This window comes from Leifsonia soli, assembly GCF_013408745.1.
In the GTDB taxonomy this organism is placed as follows: Bacteria; Actinomycetota; Actinomycetes; order Actinomycetales; family Microbacteriaceae; genus Leifsonia; species Leifsonia soli.
On sequence record NZ_JACCBJ010000001.1, the window covers coordinates 2,203,158 to 2,220,255 of the forward strand.

The 17,098-nt window shown below is 72.6% G+C and carries 17 protein-coding genes and 1 pseudogene; 9 read left to right on the forward strand and 9 right to left on the reverse strand.

Features of this window, described 5'->3' with window-relative positions; all coding sequences use genetic code 11:
• Window positions 1-85 precede the first annotated feature (85 nt).
• Complete coding sequence (locus tag BJ963_RS10715) at window positions 86-1,768, forward strand: GAF domain-containing sensor histidine kinase (protein WP_179456507.1); 1,683 nt, start codon at window positions 86-88, stop codon at window positions 1,766-1,768.
• Entirely contained in the window at window positions 1,765-2,412 is a 648-nt protein-coding gene (locus tag BJ963_RS10720; protein WP_089908218.1) for a response regulator, read from the forward strand. The genes BJ963_RS10715 and BJ963_RS10720 overlap by 4 nt, the downstream gene beginning before the upstream one ends.
• On the opposite strand, the gene BJ963_RS10725 is transcribed toward BJ963_RS10720, so the two are convergent.
• A complete protein-coding gene (locus BJ963_RS10725; RefSeq protein WP_179456509.1) occupies window positions 2,401-3,156 on the reverse strand; it encodes an SDR family NAD(P)-dependent oxidoreductase in 756 nt (251 codons plus the stop codon). The genes BJ963_RS10720 and BJ963_RS10725 overlap by 12 nt on opposite strands.
• 164 nt (window positions 3,157-3,320) lie before the next feature.
• Between BJ963_RS10725 and BJ963_RS10730 the strand changes: the two genes are divergently transcribed.
• Window positions 3,321-4,040, forward strand: a complete 720-nt coding sequence (locus BJ963_RS10730) for a BON domain-containing protein (protein WP_179456511.1) — start codon at window positions 3,321-3,323, stop codon at window positions 4,038-4,040.
• A gap of 61 nt (window positions 4,041-4,101) precedes the next feature.
• Here the strand turns inward: BJ963_RS10730 and BJ963_RS10735 are convergent, their stop codons facing one another.
• The 4 genes from BJ963_RS10735 to BJ963_RS10750 are packed head-to-tail and all read right to left on the reverse strand — an operon-like array spanning window position 4,102 to window position 6,865.
• Window positions 4,102-4,959, reverse strand: coding sequence for a universal stress protein (locus BJ963_RS10735; RefSeq protein WP_179456513.1), 858 nt, complete (start codon window positions 4,957-4,959; stop codon window positions 4,102-4,104).
• A gap of 28 nt (window positions 4,960-4,987) precedes the next feature.
• Complete coding sequence (locus BJ963_RS10740; protein ID WP_089908207.1) at window positions 4,988-5,449, reverse strand: universal stress protein; 462 nt, start codon at window positions 5,447-5,449, stop codon at window positions 4,988-4,990.
• Window positions 5,450-5,474: 25 nt separating this feature from the next.
• Window positions 5,475-6,377 (reverse strand): universal stress protein, encoded by a 903-nt coding sequence (locus BJ963_RS10745; RefSeq protein WP_179456515.1) that lies wholly within the window; start codon window positions 6,375-6,377, stop codon window positions 5,475-5,477.
• Window positions 6,374-6,865 carry a pyridoxamine 5'-phosphate oxidase family protein gene (locus tag BJ963_RS10750; RefSeq protein WP_089908201.1) on the reverse strand — a complete coding sequence of 164 codons (492 nt, stop codon included), beginning with the start codon at window positions 6,863-6,865 and terminating at the stop codon, window positions 6,374-6,376. Before BJ963_RS10750 ends, BJ963_RS10745 begins: the two co-directional genes overlap by 4 nt.
• 108 nt (window positions 6,866-6,973) lie before the next feature.
• Here BJ963_RS10750 and BJ963_RS10755 point away from each other — a divergent pair, with 108 nt between their 5' ends.
• From BJ963_RS10755 to BJ963_RS10775, 5 genes and pseudogenes are all read left to right on the forward strand, one after another.
• The gene (locus tag BJ963_RS10755) at window positions 6,974-7,279 is read left to right on the forward strand and encodes a DUF5652 family protein (RefSeq protein WP_089908198.1); all 306 of its coding nucleotides are present in this window, start codon (window positions 6,974-6,976) and stop codon (window positions 7,277-7,279) included.
• A gap of 68 nt (window positions 7,280-7,347) precedes the next feature.
• Window positions 7,348-8,610, forward strand: coding sequence for a DUF8173 domain-containing protein (locus BJ963_RS10760; RefSeq protein WP_179456517.1), 1,263 nt, complete (start codon window positions 7,348-7,350; stop codon window positions 8,608-8,610).
• Window positions 8,607-9,284 (forward strand): hypothetical protein, encoded by a 678-nt coding sequence (locus tag BJ963_RS10765; RefSeq protein ID WP_179456519.1) that lies wholly within the window; start codon window positions 8,607-8,609, stop codon window positions 9,282-9,284. Before BJ963_RS10760 ends, BJ963_RS10765 begins: the two co-directional genes overlap by 4 nt.
• Before the next feature lie 31 nt (window positions 9,285-9,315).
• Complete coding sequence (locus tag BJ963_RS10770) at window positions 9,316-9,693, forward strand: DUF805 domain-containing protein (RefSeq protein WP_089916557.1); 378 nt, start codon at window positions 9,316-9,318, stop codon at window positions 9,691-9,693.
• A 28-nt stretch (window positions 9,694-9,721) separates the two neighbouring features.
• Window positions 9,722-10,114: pseudogene (locus BJ963_RS10775) on the forward strand (DUF805 domain-containing protein); the annotation flags it as partial.
• 126 nt (window positions 10,115-10,240) lie between these two features.
• On the opposite strand, the gene BJ963_RS10780 reads toward BJ963_RS10775, so the two are convergent.
• Window positions 10,241-10,459 carry a hypothetical protein gene (locus tag BJ963_RS10780; RefSeq protein WP_343037260.1) on the reverse strand — a complete coding sequence of 73 codons (219 nt, stop codon included), beginning with the start codon at window positions 10,457-10,459 and terminating at the stop codon, window positions 10,241-10,243.
• 171 nt (window positions 10,460-10,630) lie between these two features.
• On the opposite strand from BJ963_RS10780, the gene BJ963_RS10785 reads away from it, so the two are divergent.
• Window positions 10,631-12,262, forward strand: a complete 1,632-nt coding sequence (locus BJ963_RS10785) for an MFS transporter (RefSeq protein WP_179456521.1) — start codon at window positions 10,631-10,633, stop codon at window positions 12,260-12,262.
• Between the two features lie 33 nt (window positions 12,263-12,295).
• On the opposite strand, the gene BJ963_RS10790 is transcribed toward BJ963_RS10785, so the two are convergent.
• From BJ963_RS10790 to BJ963_RS19405, 3 genes are all read right to left on the reverse strand, one after another.
• Window positions 12,296-14,167, reverse strand: a complete 1,872-nt coding sequence (locus tag BJ963_RS10790; protein ID WP_179456523.1) for an alkyl/aryl-sulfatase — start codon at window positions 14,165-14,167, stop codon at window positions 12,296-12,298.
• A gap of 59 nt (window positions 14,168-14,226) precedes the next feature.
• Window positions 14,227-16,587 carry an FUSC family protein gene (locus tag BJ963_RS10795; protein WP_218857057.1) on the reverse strand — a complete coding sequence of 787 codons (2,361 nt, stop codon included), beginning with the start codon at window positions 16,585-16,587 and terminating at the stop codon, window positions 14,227-14,229.
• A 171-nt stretch (window positions 16,588-16,758) separates the two neighbouring features.
• The gene (locus BJ963_RS19405) at window positions 16,759-17,097 is read right to left on the reverse strand and encodes an META domain-containing protein (protein ID WP_179456527.1); all 339 of its coding nucleotides are present in this window, start codon (window positions 17,095-17,097) and stop codon (window positions 16,759-16,761) included.
• Window position 17,098 lies beyond the last annotated feature (1 nt).

Below are 17,098 nucleotides of genomic sequence, written 5' to 3' on the forward strand. Positions count from 1 at the left end.
GTGACCGGCACCGTCCGCTGGCTAGACTCGCGAGGGAGGCGTCGCCGCGCGTCTCCCGGGATGCCTCCGAAAGCGGGTGAGAGTCATGGCGGGCGACGACCCCATTACGTTCCCCGACGCGCCGCGCGCCGAGCTCGACAGCGCGCTCGCCCAGCTCGTGGACCAGGCGTCGAAGGTGCTGCAGACCCAGGGGCGGCTGCGCGCGCTCGTGCGCGCGAATCGCGCGGTGGTCTCGCATCTGGAGCTGCCGACCGTGCTGCGGACCATCGTCGAGGCCGCCGTCGACCTCGTCGGCGCCCGCTACGGGGCGCTCGGCGTGATCGCGGAGGGCGGCGGCCTGGAGCAGTTCATCCACGTCGGGATGACGCCGGAGGACGTCGACCGCATCGGCCACCTCCCCGAAGGGCACGGGCTGCTCGGGGCGCTCATCGACGACCCGCGGCCCATCCGGCTCGCTGCCATCGCGGACGACTCCCGCTCGGCCGGCTTCCCGAACGGGCACCCGCCGATGACGGCGTTCCTCGGCGTCCCCATCACGGTGCGCGACACGGTCTACGGCAACCTCTACCTGACCGAGCCGGAGTCCGGCGAATTCACCGAGGACGACGAGCAGCTCGTCAAGGCGCTCGCGGCGAACGCCGGGTTCGCCATCGACAACGCGCGCCTGTACGCGGAGTCGCGCTCCCGCCAGGCGTGGGCGGCCGCGACGGCGGAGCTGACGGCGTCGATCCTGGGCGGCGAGTCGGCCGAGACGTTCACCGAGCTGGTCGACCGGGCGAGCCCCCTCCTCGGCGCACGGGCCACTGTCGTCCTCCAGCAGGAGACGGACTCCCTCCCGCACATCGTGGCGGCAGGCGAGGACGACCGGTCGCTCGCCGAAGCCGTGGCGGAGGCGGAGCAGGTGCGCAGCGCGCTCGAGGGGATGCAGCCGACGCGACTCGTCGGTCTTCCGGCCGGTGCGCCCGACGGGGCTCCGGACGCCGGCCCCATCCTCGTCGCACCGTTCGCCCTCCTGGACGGCCGCACGGCCGCACTGGTGGCGATCCGCGACGCCGGCGCCCCCGGCTTCAGCCCCTTCGAGCTGGAGCGCGCCACCGCCTTCGCCCGCCAGGCCGAGCTCGCGCTGGAGCTGGCCGCCGGCCGTGCGGACCGCCAGCGCGCCCTGCTGCTGGAGGAGCGCGCACGCATCGCCCGCGACCTCCACGACCACGTCATCCAGCAGCTGTTCGGCGCGGGCATCGAGCTGCAGAGCGTCGAATCCATCCTGGGGCCAGGGGCCGTCTCCGACCGGATCGACGGAGCGGTCACCTCCATCGATCAGGCCATCGCCGAGATCCGGACGGCGATCTTCGCCCTCTCGCACCACAACGGCTCCAGCGGCAGCCTCCGGCACCGCCTGCTCGACATCGTCCACGAGGTCGGCGGCGGGCTCCCCGTCCCGGCGACCGTCTCCTTCGGCGGACCGGTGGATGTCGTGTCCGAGCCGCAGCTGGCGGACGACATCGCGGCGTTCGTGCGCGAGGGCCTGACGAACGTGGTGCGTCATGCGGGCGCCGAGACGGCATCCGTCACCGTTACGGCATCGGCCGACGCGATCACGATCGCCGTCGCCGACGACGGGAGGGGCCTGGGCGACACGACCCGGCGGAGCGGCCTGCACAACCTGGCGGAGCGGGCGCGCCTGCGCGGCGGCGAGCTCCACATCGAATCCAGCGAACGCGGGACGCTGCTCCGGCTGCGCCTGCCCGTCCCGGAAGGAGCCCGATGACCGCGACGCCGATCCGCGTCTTCCTCGCCGACGACCACGAGATCGTGCGTCGCGGCCTCGCGGCGCTCATCGACGCGCAGGAGGACCTGGAGGTGGTCGGGGAGGCGGCGACGGCCGCGCAGGCGCGCTCCCGCATCCTCGCCGTCCGGCCCGACGTCGCGGTGCTCGACGTCCGCCTCCCGGACGGGAGCGGCATCGACGTCTGCCGGCGGGTCAAGCAGGACGACCCGGCCATCCGCTGCCTCATGCTCACCGCGTACGACGACGAGGACGCCCTGCGCGCCGCATTGATCGCGGGAGCCGACGGGTACGTCATCAAGGACATCCGCGGCAGCTCCCTGCTCGACGACATCCGCGCCGCCGCCCGCGGCAAGAAGCTCATCGACCCGCGCATCGCCTCCCGGGTGGCGTCCCAGTTGCGCGAGCCCGCCGACGACCCGCGGTTCGCCTCCCTCGGCCTCCGCGAGCGACAGGTGCTCGCGCTCATCGCCGACGGCTTCACGAACCGGCAGATCGGCGAGCGGCTGGGCCTCGCCGAGAAGACGGTGAAGAACTACGTGAGCTCGCTGCTGGCGAAGCTGGGCCTCGAACGGCGGACCCAGGCCGCCGTCCTCCAGCTGGAGCACCGCCGGTCAGATCACTGACCAGCCGTTGTCGCTCGGCAGGACGGCGCCGTTGACGTTCGCGGAGTCGTCGCTCAGCAGCCAGGCGATGGCCGCGGCGAGCTCGTCCGCGGTCGCCGGCTGCGGCACGTTGGTCTGCATGTAGGGCGCCATCCGCTCGCCCGCGAAGGCGGAGCGGAACTCTGCCTGGATGTTGGTGATCGTGGCTCCCGGCGCGACGGCGTTGCAGCGGACCCCCTTCCCCGCGTAGAAGAAGGCCGTGCTGCGGGTCAGGCCGATGACCGCGTGCTTCGAGGCGGTGTACGCGGCTCCCGCCGCCGACCCGCGGAGGCCGGCCTCCGAGGAGACGTTGACGATCGTCCCGGCGCCGCGCTCGACCATCGCGGGGAGGACCGCTCGCGTCAACCGCATGACGGCCGTGAGGTTGACCCGGAGGACCCGGTCCCAGACCTCGTCCTCGACCTCGGCCGGCGGGAGGAAGTCGTCCATGATCCCGGCGATGTTCGCCAGCGAGGTGACCGCTCCGTCCGCGGCCTGGACGACCCGGCCGACGACGCTCTCGTCGGACACGTCGCCGGCCACGGCGATCAGCCGCTCCGTGGCCGCCTCCTCCGCGAGGGCGCTCAGCCGCGACTCGCTGATGTCCGTCCCGATCACCGTTGCGCCCTCGGCCAGCAGCCGAAGGGCCGTCGCCCGTCCGATCCCGGAGCCTGCGCCCGTGACGATCACCCTGGCCCCGTCGAAACGTCCGTCATCGATGCGCATGGCGCCTTCCTCTCGTTGCGGCGAGCCCTGGACGGCTCGGCCTCCGGCGACAGGCTAGGGGCCGGCCGCGATCGTCGCCCGGGTCGAAGGTCCCGAGCGTGCGGCCGTGCCGGCGGGACCTTCGACTCAGCCGCGGCCGCCCGCGCGGGGTCACGCTGGAGGGCATGGACACTGCATCGGAATCCCCGGCCCGGCCGGCGAAGGACCACGCCCGGCGTTTCGACGACCTCACGGTCCGCCAAGCGGTGGAGGCCGAGCTCGCCTGGGCTCCGGATGTGGACAGCGCGGCCATCGGCGTGGCCGTCGACGGCGGGGTCGTCACCCTCACCGGGGACGTGGGCTCGCTGCACGAGCGGATCGCCGCCGTGGAGGCCGCCGAGCGCGTCGCCGGCGTGCGCACCGTCGCCGACGAGCTGCGGCTGGTCTCCGGCGACGGCGAACCGCACGGGCACCGGCTCGCCCAGGCCGTCGACGCGATCCTCGCCTGGACCGCCGGGGTCCCGCACCAGGGCATCCGGGCGGAGGTGAACGGCCATCGCGTCGTCCTGCTCGGCACCGTCGACTGGGACCACGAGCGCGTCGCCGCCAAGAAGGCCGTGCAGCGCATCCACGGCGTGCACGAGGTCGAGAGCAGGATCGAGCTGACCCGCCGACCTGATGGCGAGGCGGTCGAGGAGCAGATCCGCAACGCCATCACCCGCAACGCCGTGGTCGACGCCCGGCGCATCCACGTCACCGTGGACGGCTCGGAGGTCACGCTCACCGGGCATGTCGGATCGTGGGCAGAACGGACGCAGGCCGTCCGCACCGCGTGGTCGTCGCCGCACGTGTCGGCGGTGCGCGACCGGCTGGTCGTCGACACCTCGTCGACCGAGATCGGCTGAGGCCGGTCCACGCGGACCGGCCGGCCGACTCCGATCAGGCATTCCCCAGATCAGGCACGCCTCAGATCAGGCATTCCGGGGCGACCACGATCGTGGGCGTCTCGATGTGGAGGATCATCGTGTGGCTCACGGACCCCAGCAGGAAGCGGTCGACACCGCGGGCCTGCTGGGTGCCCAGCACGAGCAGCGAGGCCGACCGTGCGGGCTCTGCCAGCGCGTAGTAGACCTGATCGCGCACGAGCGACGACGAGATCGTGAGATCGGGGTTCGCGCTGCGGAGGCTGTCGACGACCGAGTCCAGCATCCGCCTGTGCTCCTCCTCCAGCTCGCCGAGGAAGGGCCCCTCCATCCGCATGTCCGAGACGGCGATCAGCGGGTCGAGCCAGCCGTGCGCCACGACGAGCTCGTGCCCGAGCCTCCGCGCCTCGCGTGCGGCGTAGCGGGCCGCCTTCAACGACACCTCCGAGCCGTCGATTCCGACGACGACCCTCGAGCGGGCCTCGTCCGGCAGAGCCGGGATGATCGCGACGGCCCCGCGCGCGGTCGCCGCCAGACGCGCCCCGAGCGACCAGTGGTAGCGCGACCGCGGACCGCGGCGCACACCGGTGCCCACGACGACGAGGTTGTCGGGCCGCGAGAAGCTGCGCAGCTCATCCACGCGGTCGCCCGCCATGATGTGGGTGTTCACCCGCAGCCCGGGGTGCTCGTCGGAGAGACGCTGCGCCTGCCGATCCGCGGCCTCGTGCCGCGCCGCCACCATCTGCGGGGTGATCACCTGGCCGGGAACCGGCAGGCCGGCGTCCTCGACATCGACGAGGATGATCCCGTCGTCCAGCTGCTCGGCCCGGCGGACCGCCCACTCCAGGGCGACGTCGGCCTCGAGCGAACCATCCCAGCCGACGATCGTATTGGTGCTCATCGTGACTCCTCTGTTCCGCGCGTCCGCCTCACCGGCGGTGCGCATCCCCACTGTCCGGACGGACGACGAGCACCGGGCACGGCGCCTGCGTCGCGCAGTACAGGCTCACCGAGCCGAGGAACGGCGAGGCGAGACCGCTCAGGCCGCGGCTGCCGATCACCAGCATCGCGGCGTCCCTGGCGGCTTCGACGAGCACGGTGCCCGCGTGGCCCGCCTGGGCGCGGAGGTGGACCCAGTCCGGGACCGTCTGCCCGAACTCCGCCGTGACCAGCTCCTGGAGCGTCGTGTACGCCACCACTTTCGGCGACTGCTCCGGCGCAGGGAAGTAGGCGTCGTACATGGAGGTCGAATGCTGCCAGGCCATGACGACCTCGAGCCGGGTCTCGAGCGCCCGCGCCAGGGTCGCCGCCTCGTGCAGTGCGCGCTTCGACTCGTCCGATCCGTCCACACCGCAGACGATCGGCGGCGACACGCTCGAGTGCGTCTCCATGGTTCTCCCCTCCGTCGTCGTCGGTTCAGATCATGTCGTCGTCCGTGCCGGGGACCACGTACCGGTACTCGGCCGGTGTGACGATGACCGGGCAGGGCAGGTTCAGCAGAACGTCATGGCTGATCGACCCGAGTATCGAAGCGGCCACCGCGCCACGACCGCGGGTGCCGACGACGAGCAGCGCGGCATCCCGCGCCTGGTCGACGAGCGCGGAGGCGGGGTTCCGGCGCACCACGACCGGGCGGATGCGCGCCTCGCGGGCGATCGGGACGTCGGCGACGGCGTCGGGAATGACGCGGGCCTCCGCCGCCTCGAACTCCGGGTCCGCCTTCCTGCCCTCGTCGATGGCCCGCTGGAACGACTCGGGGACGTCCCAGGCATGCACCGCCACCACGTCCGCGTCCAGCCAGCTCGCCTCCTCGACCGCGAGGGCGAGCGCGGAGCGTGCGAACGAGGATCGATCGACGCCGACCACCACGACGTTGCGCTCGACGGGTCGCGTGTCCAGAGGGCCCGGGTCCGGGACGACCGCGACGGCACCGTGCGCCTTGGCCGCCAGCCGGAGCGGCAGCGAGCCGATCCGCGGTCCGGTTCCGTCGGTGCGCCGGTCGGTGCCGACGACGAGCAATGCGGCATCCCGTGCGGCGCGGATCAGTGCGCCGGACGGCGGTCCGTCCACCCAGCGGGCGCTGACCGGGACACCCGGGGCGCGGCTGCCGGCGTGGTTCTCCGCCTCGCGGAGCCCCGACTCGACGGTCTCCGACAGGTCGGTGTGCGGCCCGAACACGGCCGCTCCCAGCCGGGTGTCGAGCGCCGTCACGATCTCCAGCGTCCCGCCGCGCTGCTCCACGCGGTCGAGCGCCCAGTCCAGCGCACGCCAGGCGGCCGTCGTCCCGTCGAACCCGACGACGGTCCTCCCGTCGCTCATCGCCGGCCCTCCGCACGGCCGGTGACCGTGTGCAGGCGCAGCCGGAAGACCGCTGCGGCGGCGTTCGGGCGTCCGAGTTCCGCTTCCGCTTCGGCCAGGCGCGGGATGTCGAGCGTCCGCACCATGCCCATCTCGGCTCCGGGATGCTCGCTGCCCGACGCCTGCGCCGGCGGACGCAGCCGAGCGAGGAGCACATCCAGCCCCTCCCTGGCCTCGGCTCCGAGCAGCTGCTCGAACGTGCCCCAGGCGATCACGCTCCGCCATTCGTCGAGAGAGACCACGTCGTCGACCTCGAAGCACACCTCGGGGTGGCTCCGCAGCGCGTCGAGCTTGCGGCCCTGCGCGCTGTGCGCGTAGATGTCGCCGTCGCGATAGGCGTACGCGATCGGCACCACGTAGGGGACCTCACCGTCCGTCAGGCCCAGACGGCCGACCGGCTGACTCGCCAGCACGTCGTCGATCTCATCGCGGCTCAGTTCCACAGGCATCGGGGGCTCCTCACATCCGTCGGTCCCCCGAGCGTCCCGCGCCGAGGCGGCCCCGCGCCAGGACCTTCGACCCTTCACGGCCGGAGGCGGGGCGGCTTGAGTGGCCGCATGAAGACCAAGCAGCAGAAGACGACGTGGATCAGCGGCCGCGATGTCCCGCCGGGACGCGCCGCGGCATTCGGCGCGATCGTGGCGTGGAGCCTCGCCTGGAAGGGCGTGTCGCTCTGGCGCGCCGCACGGAACCAGAGCAAGCCCTGGTTCGTCACCCTGCTCCTCACGAACACTCTGGGCGTCCTCGACGCGGTGTACCTGTTCGGCATCGACCGCCGGCACCGCACCGACGACCGGGTGGAGCAGGCGATCCTCGCCGCGACGGGCGAACCGCCGCAGCGCGGCCACACCCCCGAGACCTGAGGGACGGCGACGTGATCGACAGCACGGCGCCAGGGACACGACACATGACGGACAGGGGAGGTCCTGAGATGAACGCACGGTCGCACCGCCGCCGGCTCGCCGTGGTGACGGCGATCGCCGGGATCCTGATGCTCGGCATCGGGGGCGCAGCCGCCTATCCGGCCGCGACGGCCGCAGCGGGCGGGGACACCGGCCCGCACTTCTACACCGGCACGGCCATCGACGTCTCCGGTTCCGTCGACGGCGATGTGTACGCCGCAGGCCAGAGCGTGAACATCAGCGGCGACGTCACCGGGGATGTCATCGCCGCCGCCCAGACGATCACCGTCAGCGGAACCGTGGACGGCAACATCCGGCTGGCCGGGCAAGACGTCACCATCTCCGGCGACGTCATGCGCAGCGGCACCATCTTCGCCTCCAGCATCGTGGTCTCGGACGGCGGGTCGGTCCGCAACGACATCGTCGCGGCCGCCGCCACCATCACCGTCGCGGGAGATGTCGGACGGGACATGGAGGTCAGCGTCTCGCGGCTCACCATCGACGGATCGGTCGGCGGTGATGTGACCTACTCCAGCGACACCACCGCACAGATCGCGAGCGGAGCGGTCGCCGGAACGGTGCACCACATCCGGCCGCAGCGGGCGTCGACGGTCGAGATCTCGCCGTGGGCGGTGGCCTTCGGCTGGCTCCTCGGCCTGCTGTACGCCCTCGTCGCCCTCAGCCTCATCACCGTCGCCGCGGGACTGCTCATCCCGCGCTGGCTGGAGCGGGTGACCGATCAGCTCATCCCGTCGCCCTGGCGCGCCCTGCTCGTCGGCTTCATCGCGGCGATCGTCGTTCCCTTCGCCCTGCTCTTCCTGCTGGTGACGATCGTGGGGGCGCCCCTCGCCCTCGCGGGCATCCTGGTCTGGACGGTGCTGACGCTCGCGACGTTCCTGTTCAGCGCCCACTATCTCGGGCGGCTCGTCCTCCGAGGCCGGCACCACCCGGTCCTGACCTCGTTCGTCGGCGGGCTGATCCTGATCGTCGGGCTCCAGATCCCGTGGCTCAACATCCTGGTCTGGCTGGCGATGGTGTTCTTCGGCCTGGGTGCCCAGCTGCTCGAGTTCCGCCGGCAGCGACCGTGGAACACGACGAACCGGCCGGTGGCAGCAGCGCCGTCCCCGGCACCGTATCCGGCGGCCCCGGCCGCACCAGCAGCGGCGCCGGCCGCACCTGCAGCAGCGCCGGCCGCACCCGCAGCAGCGCCCCCGGCCGGGGCGCCGGTGGAGCCGCCCGTCGTCCCGACGACCGGCGAGCCCCCGCAGGGCGGCAGCACCCCGACGACATGAGCGGAACGCCGAGGCGGGCGTTCATCGTCCGCTGGATCGCTGCGGTCACCGTCGGCGAGACGGCCGGGTTCGCCGTCGCCGCGACGGTCGCCGTCGGGGTGACCGTCGCGGGAATGGCCCTCCCCACCTGGGTCGCCTACGCGATCGTCGTCGCCGGAGGAGCGGCCGAGGGCGCGATCCTCGGGGTCGCCCAGCAGTGGGCGGCGGGCAGAGCGCAGGTCGGCCCGGCCTGGGTCGCGGCCACGAGCGGCGGGGCCGCCCTCGCCTGGGCCATCGGGATGCTGCCGAGCACCCTCGGCGTCGACCTCCGCACTCCCGTGGGGATCGGCGCGGCGGTCGTCGGCGGCGCGGTGCTCCTCGGATCCATCCCGACGGCCCAGTGGATGGCGCTCCGCCGGCGCGGCACGGTGCGGTGGATCCCGATCACGATGGGCGCGTGGGCGGTGGCGATCCTGTGGACCGCCGCGCCATCGCCGATCATCGACGAGCACACGCCCGTGCCGCTCATCGTGGTGGCGTACCTGGTCGCCGGGCTGCTGATGGCCGTGACGATCGCGGGGCTGACCGCGCCGACGGCCGCGTCGCTGTTCGTGGCGGACCCGGCACCGCGGGAGGACTTTGGGCCCGCCCGGGCGACGCGCGGAACCCTACGCTCGCATCCAGAGAGAACATGAGCACGAGAGGGCATGAGAAGGGATGGGCACCATGTCGTTCTTCGAGGCGATCGCGACCGCGTTCAAGAAGTATGCGACGTTCACCGGCACGGCGGGACGACCCGAGTTCTGGTGGTTCGCGCTGTTCGTCTACCTCGGCGCCGCCGCGCTCAACGCACTGAATCTCATCACGCCGCAGGGCACCATCTACCTCGGCAGCAGCCTCTCCGCCGTCTTCGGCCTGGCCGTGCTCCTGCCGTACCTGGCGGTGACCGTCCGCCGGCTGCGCGACACCGGGCGCTCGTGGGCCAACCTGTTCTGGCTGCTGCTCCCCATCGCCGGGCTGATCGTGCTGATCGTGCTCCTGGCCCAGCCGGGGACCTCGGCGCAGGCGCAGGGGCGGCTGCCCGACAACACCGTCCGCGCCTGAGCGGCGCCGCAGCACGCAGGAGTCCGACATGACCGGATCCGGGCCGTGGACGCCGCCGGCCGTCCCCCTCTGGGCGCCTTACTACGGCGCGCCGTTCACGGAGGCCGTCGCGCGCTATTGGAGGAAGTACGCGCGGTTCGACGGCCGGGCGAGCCGGAGCGAGTACTGGTGGTGGGCGCTGGCCGACGCGATCATTGTCGTCGTCCTCGTCGCGACCGTTCTGCTCGGCAGCCTGGTCGGATCGACCATCGACGAGGACGGCAGCTTCACCCCGGGACCGGGGATCGCGATCGGCATCCTCCTGCTCGTCGGCTGGCGGTTCGCGACGCTGATCCCGGGCCTCGCCCTCGGAGCCCGCCGGCTCCACGACGCCGACCTCAGCGGACTGCTCCTGCTTCTGCTCCTCATCCCGAGCCTCGGCGGCATCGCCGTCTTCGTGATGACGCTTCTTCCGCCCAACCCGCGCGGCGCCCGCTTCGACCGCCCGGACGGCGGAGCACCGCCTCGCCGTGGGTCGCCGCCGAGGCCGGCCGCCCGAGCGCGTGACTCACGCGCCGAGCAGGACCAGGACGTGATAGACGACGTAGACCGGCCAGACGATCGCCTGGAGCAGCCCGAGCACGACGCCCCAGAAGGAGCCGTCCGACACGGAGATGAAGTAGATGGCCGCGCCGATGTAGGCCAGCAGGAAGAAGAACCCCCAGGGTCCGTCCCGCACGATGGTCCTCGCGTTCGTCCCGTCACCCATGGCGCTCTCCCGTCTCACTGTTCGTCTCGTCGTGGCCACATCCTCGCGGCGGGCGGCGGCCCCGGTGAAGGGACTTTCGCCCCTCGGCCGTCACCCGGTCCGCTCGACCGCGGCGGAACCGTGGGGTGTCGCAGCGACGGGCGCGCGGGCTAGCATGCGGCCACCGGGAGGGGCGCGGGAGGTGCGGCGATGGCGGAACGCTGGGGTGCGGTGACGGTGCTGGGGGCGGCGCAGTTCGTCATGGTGCTCGACAGCACGGTCATGAACGTGTCGATCTCGACCGTCGTCGCCGACCTCCACACGACCATCGCGGCCATGCAGTCGGCGATCACGTTCTACACGCTGACGATGGCCGCGTTCATGCTGCTCGGCGCGAAGCTCGGGGATGTCTGGGGTCGCAAACGCGCACTCGTCATCGGGTCGATCGTCTACGCCATCGGGTCGCTGACGACCGCGCTCAGCCCGAACATCGTCGTGCTCTTCCTCGGCTGGTCCGTCGTCGAAGGGCTCGGCGCCGTGCTGGTCATCCCGGCCATCGCCGCGCTGATCGCCGACAACTACCAGGGCCACGCGCGCGTGACCGCGTTCGCCGTCATCGGGGCGTCGTCGGGAGCGGCGGTCGCCGCGGGCCCGCTCATCGGCGGGTTCCTGACCACGTATGCGAGCTGGCGCTACGTCTTCGCCGGCGAGGTCCTCATCATGGCGGTCGTGTTGCTGTTCAGCTTCCTGGTCGGCGACCACGGCACGCGCTCGCGCACCCGGATCGACGCGCTCTCGGTCCTGCTCTCCGCCGCCGGCCTCGTTCTCATCGTGTACGCGCTGCTGCAGACCAAGAGCTGGGGATGGATCCTCGCCGGGGCGGGGGCGCCCTTCACCGTGCTCGGGCTGTCGCCCGTCCCCTACCTCGTGGCGGCCGGCTGCGTCCTGCTCTGGCTCTTCTTCGTCCGGCAGCGACGGCTCGTGGCGCAGGGCCGGCCACCGCTGCTCGACGTGTCGCTCCTGCGCATCTCGCAGCTGCGCGCGGGCGTCGGGAGCCTGGCGATCCAGTACACGGTGACGGCCGGGCTGTTCTTCATCGTCCCGATCTATCTGCAGCTGACCCTGGGACTGGATGCGCTCGAGACCGGCATCCGTGTGTTCCCGCTCTCCATCTCACTCGTGCTCTTCTCGGTCCTCGGCACCATGCTGTCGAAGCGGTTCTCGCCCCGCCTGATCGCGCGCATCGGCCAGCTGACCCTGGTGGTGGCCAGCCTCGTCCTGCTCGGCTCGGTGGACATCCAGCTCAACAACTGGCTGTTCGCCACCGGGATGTTCGTGGCCGGGGCGGCGCTCGGCCTCCTGGCCTCGCAGCTCGGCAACGTCACGATGTCGGCGGTCGGGCCGACGCAGCTGAGCGAGGCGGGCGGCGTCCAGGGCGTCTTCCAGAACCTCGGCTCGTCGCTCGGAACGGCGCTGATCGGCTCGGTGATGATCGCGTCGCTCTCGAGCGTCTTCGCCGGAGCCGTGGCAGAGAGCACGCTGCCCGCCGAGGTGAAGAGCGCGGTGCAGGTGCGCACCGAGCACGGCATCACCCCGGTGGCCGTCGCCGACGTCCCGAAGATCGCGACCGACGCGGGCGTGAGCGGCGACGACGCGACCACGCTCGCGGGGCTGTACGAGACGTCGCAGCTGCGGTCGCTCGAACTGTCGTTCGGGGCGCTCGCCCTGGTGTCGTGCGGCGCGCTATTCTTCTCGCGCAACCTGCCGAGGGACGTGGTGGGCGGCTCCGCCGAGCCCGTGCCGTCTCGGCCGCAGCGGCGGCGGTCGGCCCGCCGGGCCTGAGCGAGCCGACGCGCCCGACGCGCCCGACGACGTCTACGGCAGCACGATGGAGAAGTCCGGATCGCCGCGCTGCAGCACGGCCGTCAGCTGCTGCAGCACACCGGCGTCACCCTCCAGCACCAGGCTCGGCGGCGCCGGATCGCCGCCGAGCAGCGCGAGGAAGTCCGGCTTGGTGATCGTCACGCGGAGCGGTGCGTCACCCGCGCTCCGCCGTTCGACATGGATGAGCACGCCGTTCGTCAGGGTCAGGTGGAAGGTGCGGCCCAGGTCGCTGAACACGACATCCAGCGCCAGGTCCAGATCCCACGCGCGCGGGCCGTCGACGGTGATGGCGATCGAGTCGAAGATCTGCTCCGGCGTCAGCTCGGCGAGCACGGCCGGAGCGTTGGCGGCGGTCGGGGTGCCGAAGTTCCCGTCGCGGAGCTCGGTGGCGCCCGAGAGGAAGAAGTTGCGCCAGGTGGCGTTCTCCGAACCGTAGGCGAGCTGCTCCAGGGTGTCGGCGTAGAGGGCCTTCGCCGGCGCGCTGCCCGGATCCGCGAACACCGCGTGGTCGAGCAGGGTGGCCGCCCAGCGGAAGTCCCCGTCGTCGTACGCCGTCTGCGCCAGCGCGACCACCCGGTCCACGCCGCCGAGCGCCGAGACGTATCGCGCGGCGAGGGCCTCCGGGGGATGCGGCCAGAGCCGTGCGGGATTCCCGTCGAACCAGCCGAGGTAGCGCTGGGCGATCGCCTTGACGTTGTGCGAGACCGAGCCGTAGTAGCCGCGCGTGCTCCACTCGCGCTCCAGCGCGGGCGGCAGGGTCAGATCCTCCGCGATCTCCGCGCCGGTGAATCCCCGGTTCAGCAGTCGAAGGGTCTGGTCGTGGAGGTAGCCGTACAGGTCGCGCTGGACGCGGAGGAAGGCGACCAGCTCGTCCCGCCCCCACGTCGGCCAGTGGTGCGAGGTGAACAGGATGTCGGCGCGGTCGCCGTACCGTTCGATCGCCTCGGTGAGGTACTGCGACCAGACGTGCGGGTCGCGCACGAGCGCACCGCGCAGCGTCAGCAGGTTGTGGAGGTTGTGGGTCGCGTTCTCCGCCATGCACAGCGCGTTGTAGCGCGGGACGAAGAAGTGCATCTCCGCCGGCGCCTCGGTGTTCGGCGCCAGCTGGAACTCGAACTCCACCCCGTCGAAGGTGAGCGTCTCGCCGGTCGCTGCCACGTCGACCGTGGGGACGAGCAGGGTCGTCTCGCCGGTCGAGAGCGTCAGACCGAGCCCGGCGCCGACCTGGCCGGACGGGCCGCGGTCGAGCGCGGCTCCGTACATGTAGCCGGCCCTCCGCGCCATCGCCGTGCCCGCGAACACGTTCTCCGAGATGGCGTGCTCCATGAACCCGGCCGGAGCGACGATCTCGACCCGGCCCTCGCTCACGTCCTCCGCACCGACGATGCCGAGCACCCCGCCGAAGTGGTCGAGGTGGCTGTGGGTGAAGATCACTGCGACGATCGGCCGGTCGCCGCGGTGCCGGCGGTACAGCCCCAGAGCGGCGGCTCCGGTCTCCTTCGTGAGCAGCGGGTCGACGACGATGACGCCGGAGTCTCCCTCGATGAACGACATCACCGACAGGTCGAGACCCCGCACCTGGTACAGGCCCTCCGTCACCTCGAACAGCCCGTTCTTCAGGACGAGCCGGCCCTGCCGCCACAGGCTGGGATGCACCGTGAGCGGCGCATCCCCGTCGAGGAAGCCGAACGTGGAGGTGTCCCAGACCACCCGGCCGGACTCGTCGCGGATGGCCGGGTGGTCCAGGGTGCCGAGGAAGCCGCGATCGGCTGCCGCGAAATCCGCATCGTCGGAGAACGGCAGCGTCGCGCTCGCGGCGCGGTGGGCCTCCCGGATGCTCGGTGCCGGTTCGTTCTGCTGCATGGTGCTCCCCTCGTGGCGATGATGACGTGCAGATCATCCAGCGCGGCGGGAGTGCGCGGCTAGCCCCCTCGTCCGGCCTCCGCGGGCAGCTGCGCGGGCGTTGCGCCCGGCGGGACGATCGCCCGTTCGAGGCGGCGGACGACCTCGAGGTAGTCGGCGGTCCAGATGATGCGGACGGCCGTCGCGGCTCCGGTCGGCGAGTGGTCGAGCTCGCCCAGCACTGCGGAGGCGAGCGACCGGTCGGAGTGGGGATCCCACGGTGCCGGCGCCGGCAGGTCGTCGCGGGCGGTCAATGCGGTGGCGAGGGCGCGATACCAGTCCTCCAGGCGGTCCACCTGCCCGTCGAGGGTCGCGTGCGCTGCGGCGGCGCCGGGAACGGGATCGAGCGTGCGCGGGGTGCCGTCGGCATCCGGCTGTGCGCTGGCGTCAGCCGGGGCACTCGCGTCGGCCGGTGCACTCGGGTCGGCCGGTCCCTCGCCCTCCGCCGGGTCGGCCGCCTGGCCGCGCCACAGCTCCAGGATCGCGTCGGCCGCGAGACGGATGCCCGCGACGCCCGAGACCGTCGCCGTCACCTCCGCGAGCGGGCGCGACTTCGCTCCCCGTTCCGTCAGATAGGTGCGGAAGGCGTCGTCCAGCCGACGGGATGCCGCCGCCGCGCGCAGCGACGCCTGCCGGGGCTCGGCACTCCGCGGGGTCGCGGGGTCGCAGCGCGCCAGCCCGAACTCGACCGCGGCCCGCAGGTAGGCGATGCCGGTCAGGTAGGCGTCTCCGACGGCCGAGCGGAGCGACGCCGAGGCGCCGCGGGGCCAGAACAGGGCGCCGACGACGAGGCTGACGGCACAGCCGAGGGCGACATCCTCGATCCGGATGAGGCCGACGGTCCACCCGGTCGGCGCCATGACGTTGAACAGCAGGACGAGGACGACGGTGAACGCCGCCTGTCCTGCCGCGAAGGAGATGGTGGCCGGCGCGATGCCCGCGATCAGGATCGCGACGGGGAGCACCAGCCAGAGCGCCACCGGGTTGCCGCCGATGACGAACAGGGCCGCCGCGCCGACGATCACGCCGACGACCGTGCCGAGCACGCCGCGCAGGGCGGTCTGCCCGGTGTTCAGCGCGCTGGAGCGGAGAACGGACAGGGTGCCGAGCACCACCCAGAACGAGTGCTGCACGCCGGTCGCCTTGGCGAGCAGGACGGCGAGGCCGAGACCGATCGCACCGCGGATGCTGTTCCGCAGCCACACCGAGTTCCAGCCGACGAACCCGGTCGCCCGTTCGGTCGCTGCCGCGAGCGGGCCGCTCAGATCGCCGGGCTGGCGGCCCATCATCCGCTGCCACCAGGTTCGTCGCTCCGCCCGCGCCGTCAGGACGATGTTGCCCGCCACGGTCTCGACGGCGTAGGCGAGCTCCTGGGCGCGGAACCCCGGGTCCAGGGCCGCCACGAACCGCTCGGCCTGCGCGTCGGAGACCGCTCCCCCCGGCACAGGCGAGACGGCAAGCGTCGCCTGCTCGACGGCGACGCGTTCGGCGGCGAGGCGATCGAGCGCCGCCTCCAGGGCTGCGGGATCGGCGGCGTGCTGGGCGAGCACGATGGCGCCCTCCTCGAGCACATCCGCGGCCGCCGCTCCGAGCCGCGACGCCGCCGCCCGTGCCGGGCCGATCGCCTCCCCGTCGAGCGCTGCGGTGCGATGGCGGACCATCTGGCCGATCACCGCATTCAGCCAGTTCAGCTCGTCGACCAGGCGGACGACCGTGCGCGCCGGCGCGCTCAGCCCGGTCGGACGGTAGGGCGTTGCGAGGAAGACCTGCTGCAGCGCGCCGACCGCGGCGTCCCCTGCCGCCGCCGTGCGCTCGCGCAGAGCGGCGATGTCCGCGGCGTCCCCCATCGCCGGGAGCTCGGCGCGGATGCGGGCGGCGAGGGCGCGGGACGCCTCGACCGCCGGACGGCGGAGCGGCTCGCGGGCCGGCGCCGGCCAGAGCAGGGTGATCGCGACGAGGGCGACGACCGCGGCGATGCCCCAGCCGAGCAGCCGCGGGCCGATGTCGGCCACCGTGCCGGGCACGGAGACGGGGAGGACGAAGGCGAGGAGCAGGGAGGTTCCGGCCGAGGCGATGACCGAGCTCACCGATCCCGCGAACAGCACCACCAGCGCGAGGACCGCCATGGCGACAGCGGACAGCCACACCGGCGACGACGCGAGCGTGCCCAGGCTCACCAGGATCGCGCCGGTCACGGCGAGCGCGGCGTGCGCCTGGACGCGTTCGCGCAACGGGCCGCCGAAGTCGACGAAGAGCAGCATGGCGAAGGCGCCGAACGCACCGAACAGGGCGACCTCGGGGTTGCCGATCACACGGCTCCCGAGCAGGAACAGCAGCGGCACGACGATGGCCGCGCGCGCCGCTCGACGCAGCGCGCTCAACCCCGGATCGTGTCGTCGGAGCCAGGACGTCACCCGCACGCGGCCTCCTCCCTCGGCCACACCCTACCCGCGCCGCCCACCGTCGAGTCCGCGAACTTTGCACGCCCGCGCGGCGCGTCGCGTGCAAAATTCGCGGACTCGACGGTGGGGGGATGGGGGGATGGGGGCGGGTCAGGTGTCGCCGTCGGAGCGCGCGCTCGCGGCCTTCGACAGCCACGGATCGATGTCGGGGCAGGACTTCTGCGTCGCAGCGAGGGGGCCGAAGGTGATCGACCCCTTCGACTCGCTCCACGTGCCCGTTAGCGTGTTGCAGCCGTCGTCGCCGCTCAACTGGCCGCCGTCCCTCAGCTCGAGGCGGGTGCCGGACGGATGGTCGGACGTCCAGGTGCCGGTGTAGTCGGACGGGCTCGACGGGGCGCACCCGGCGAGCACGGCGGCGGTCAGCAGGAGCGCCGAGACGCCCGCGATGGCGCGTCCGGCGGCGGGTCGAGGAGGATGCACTGCGTTCACG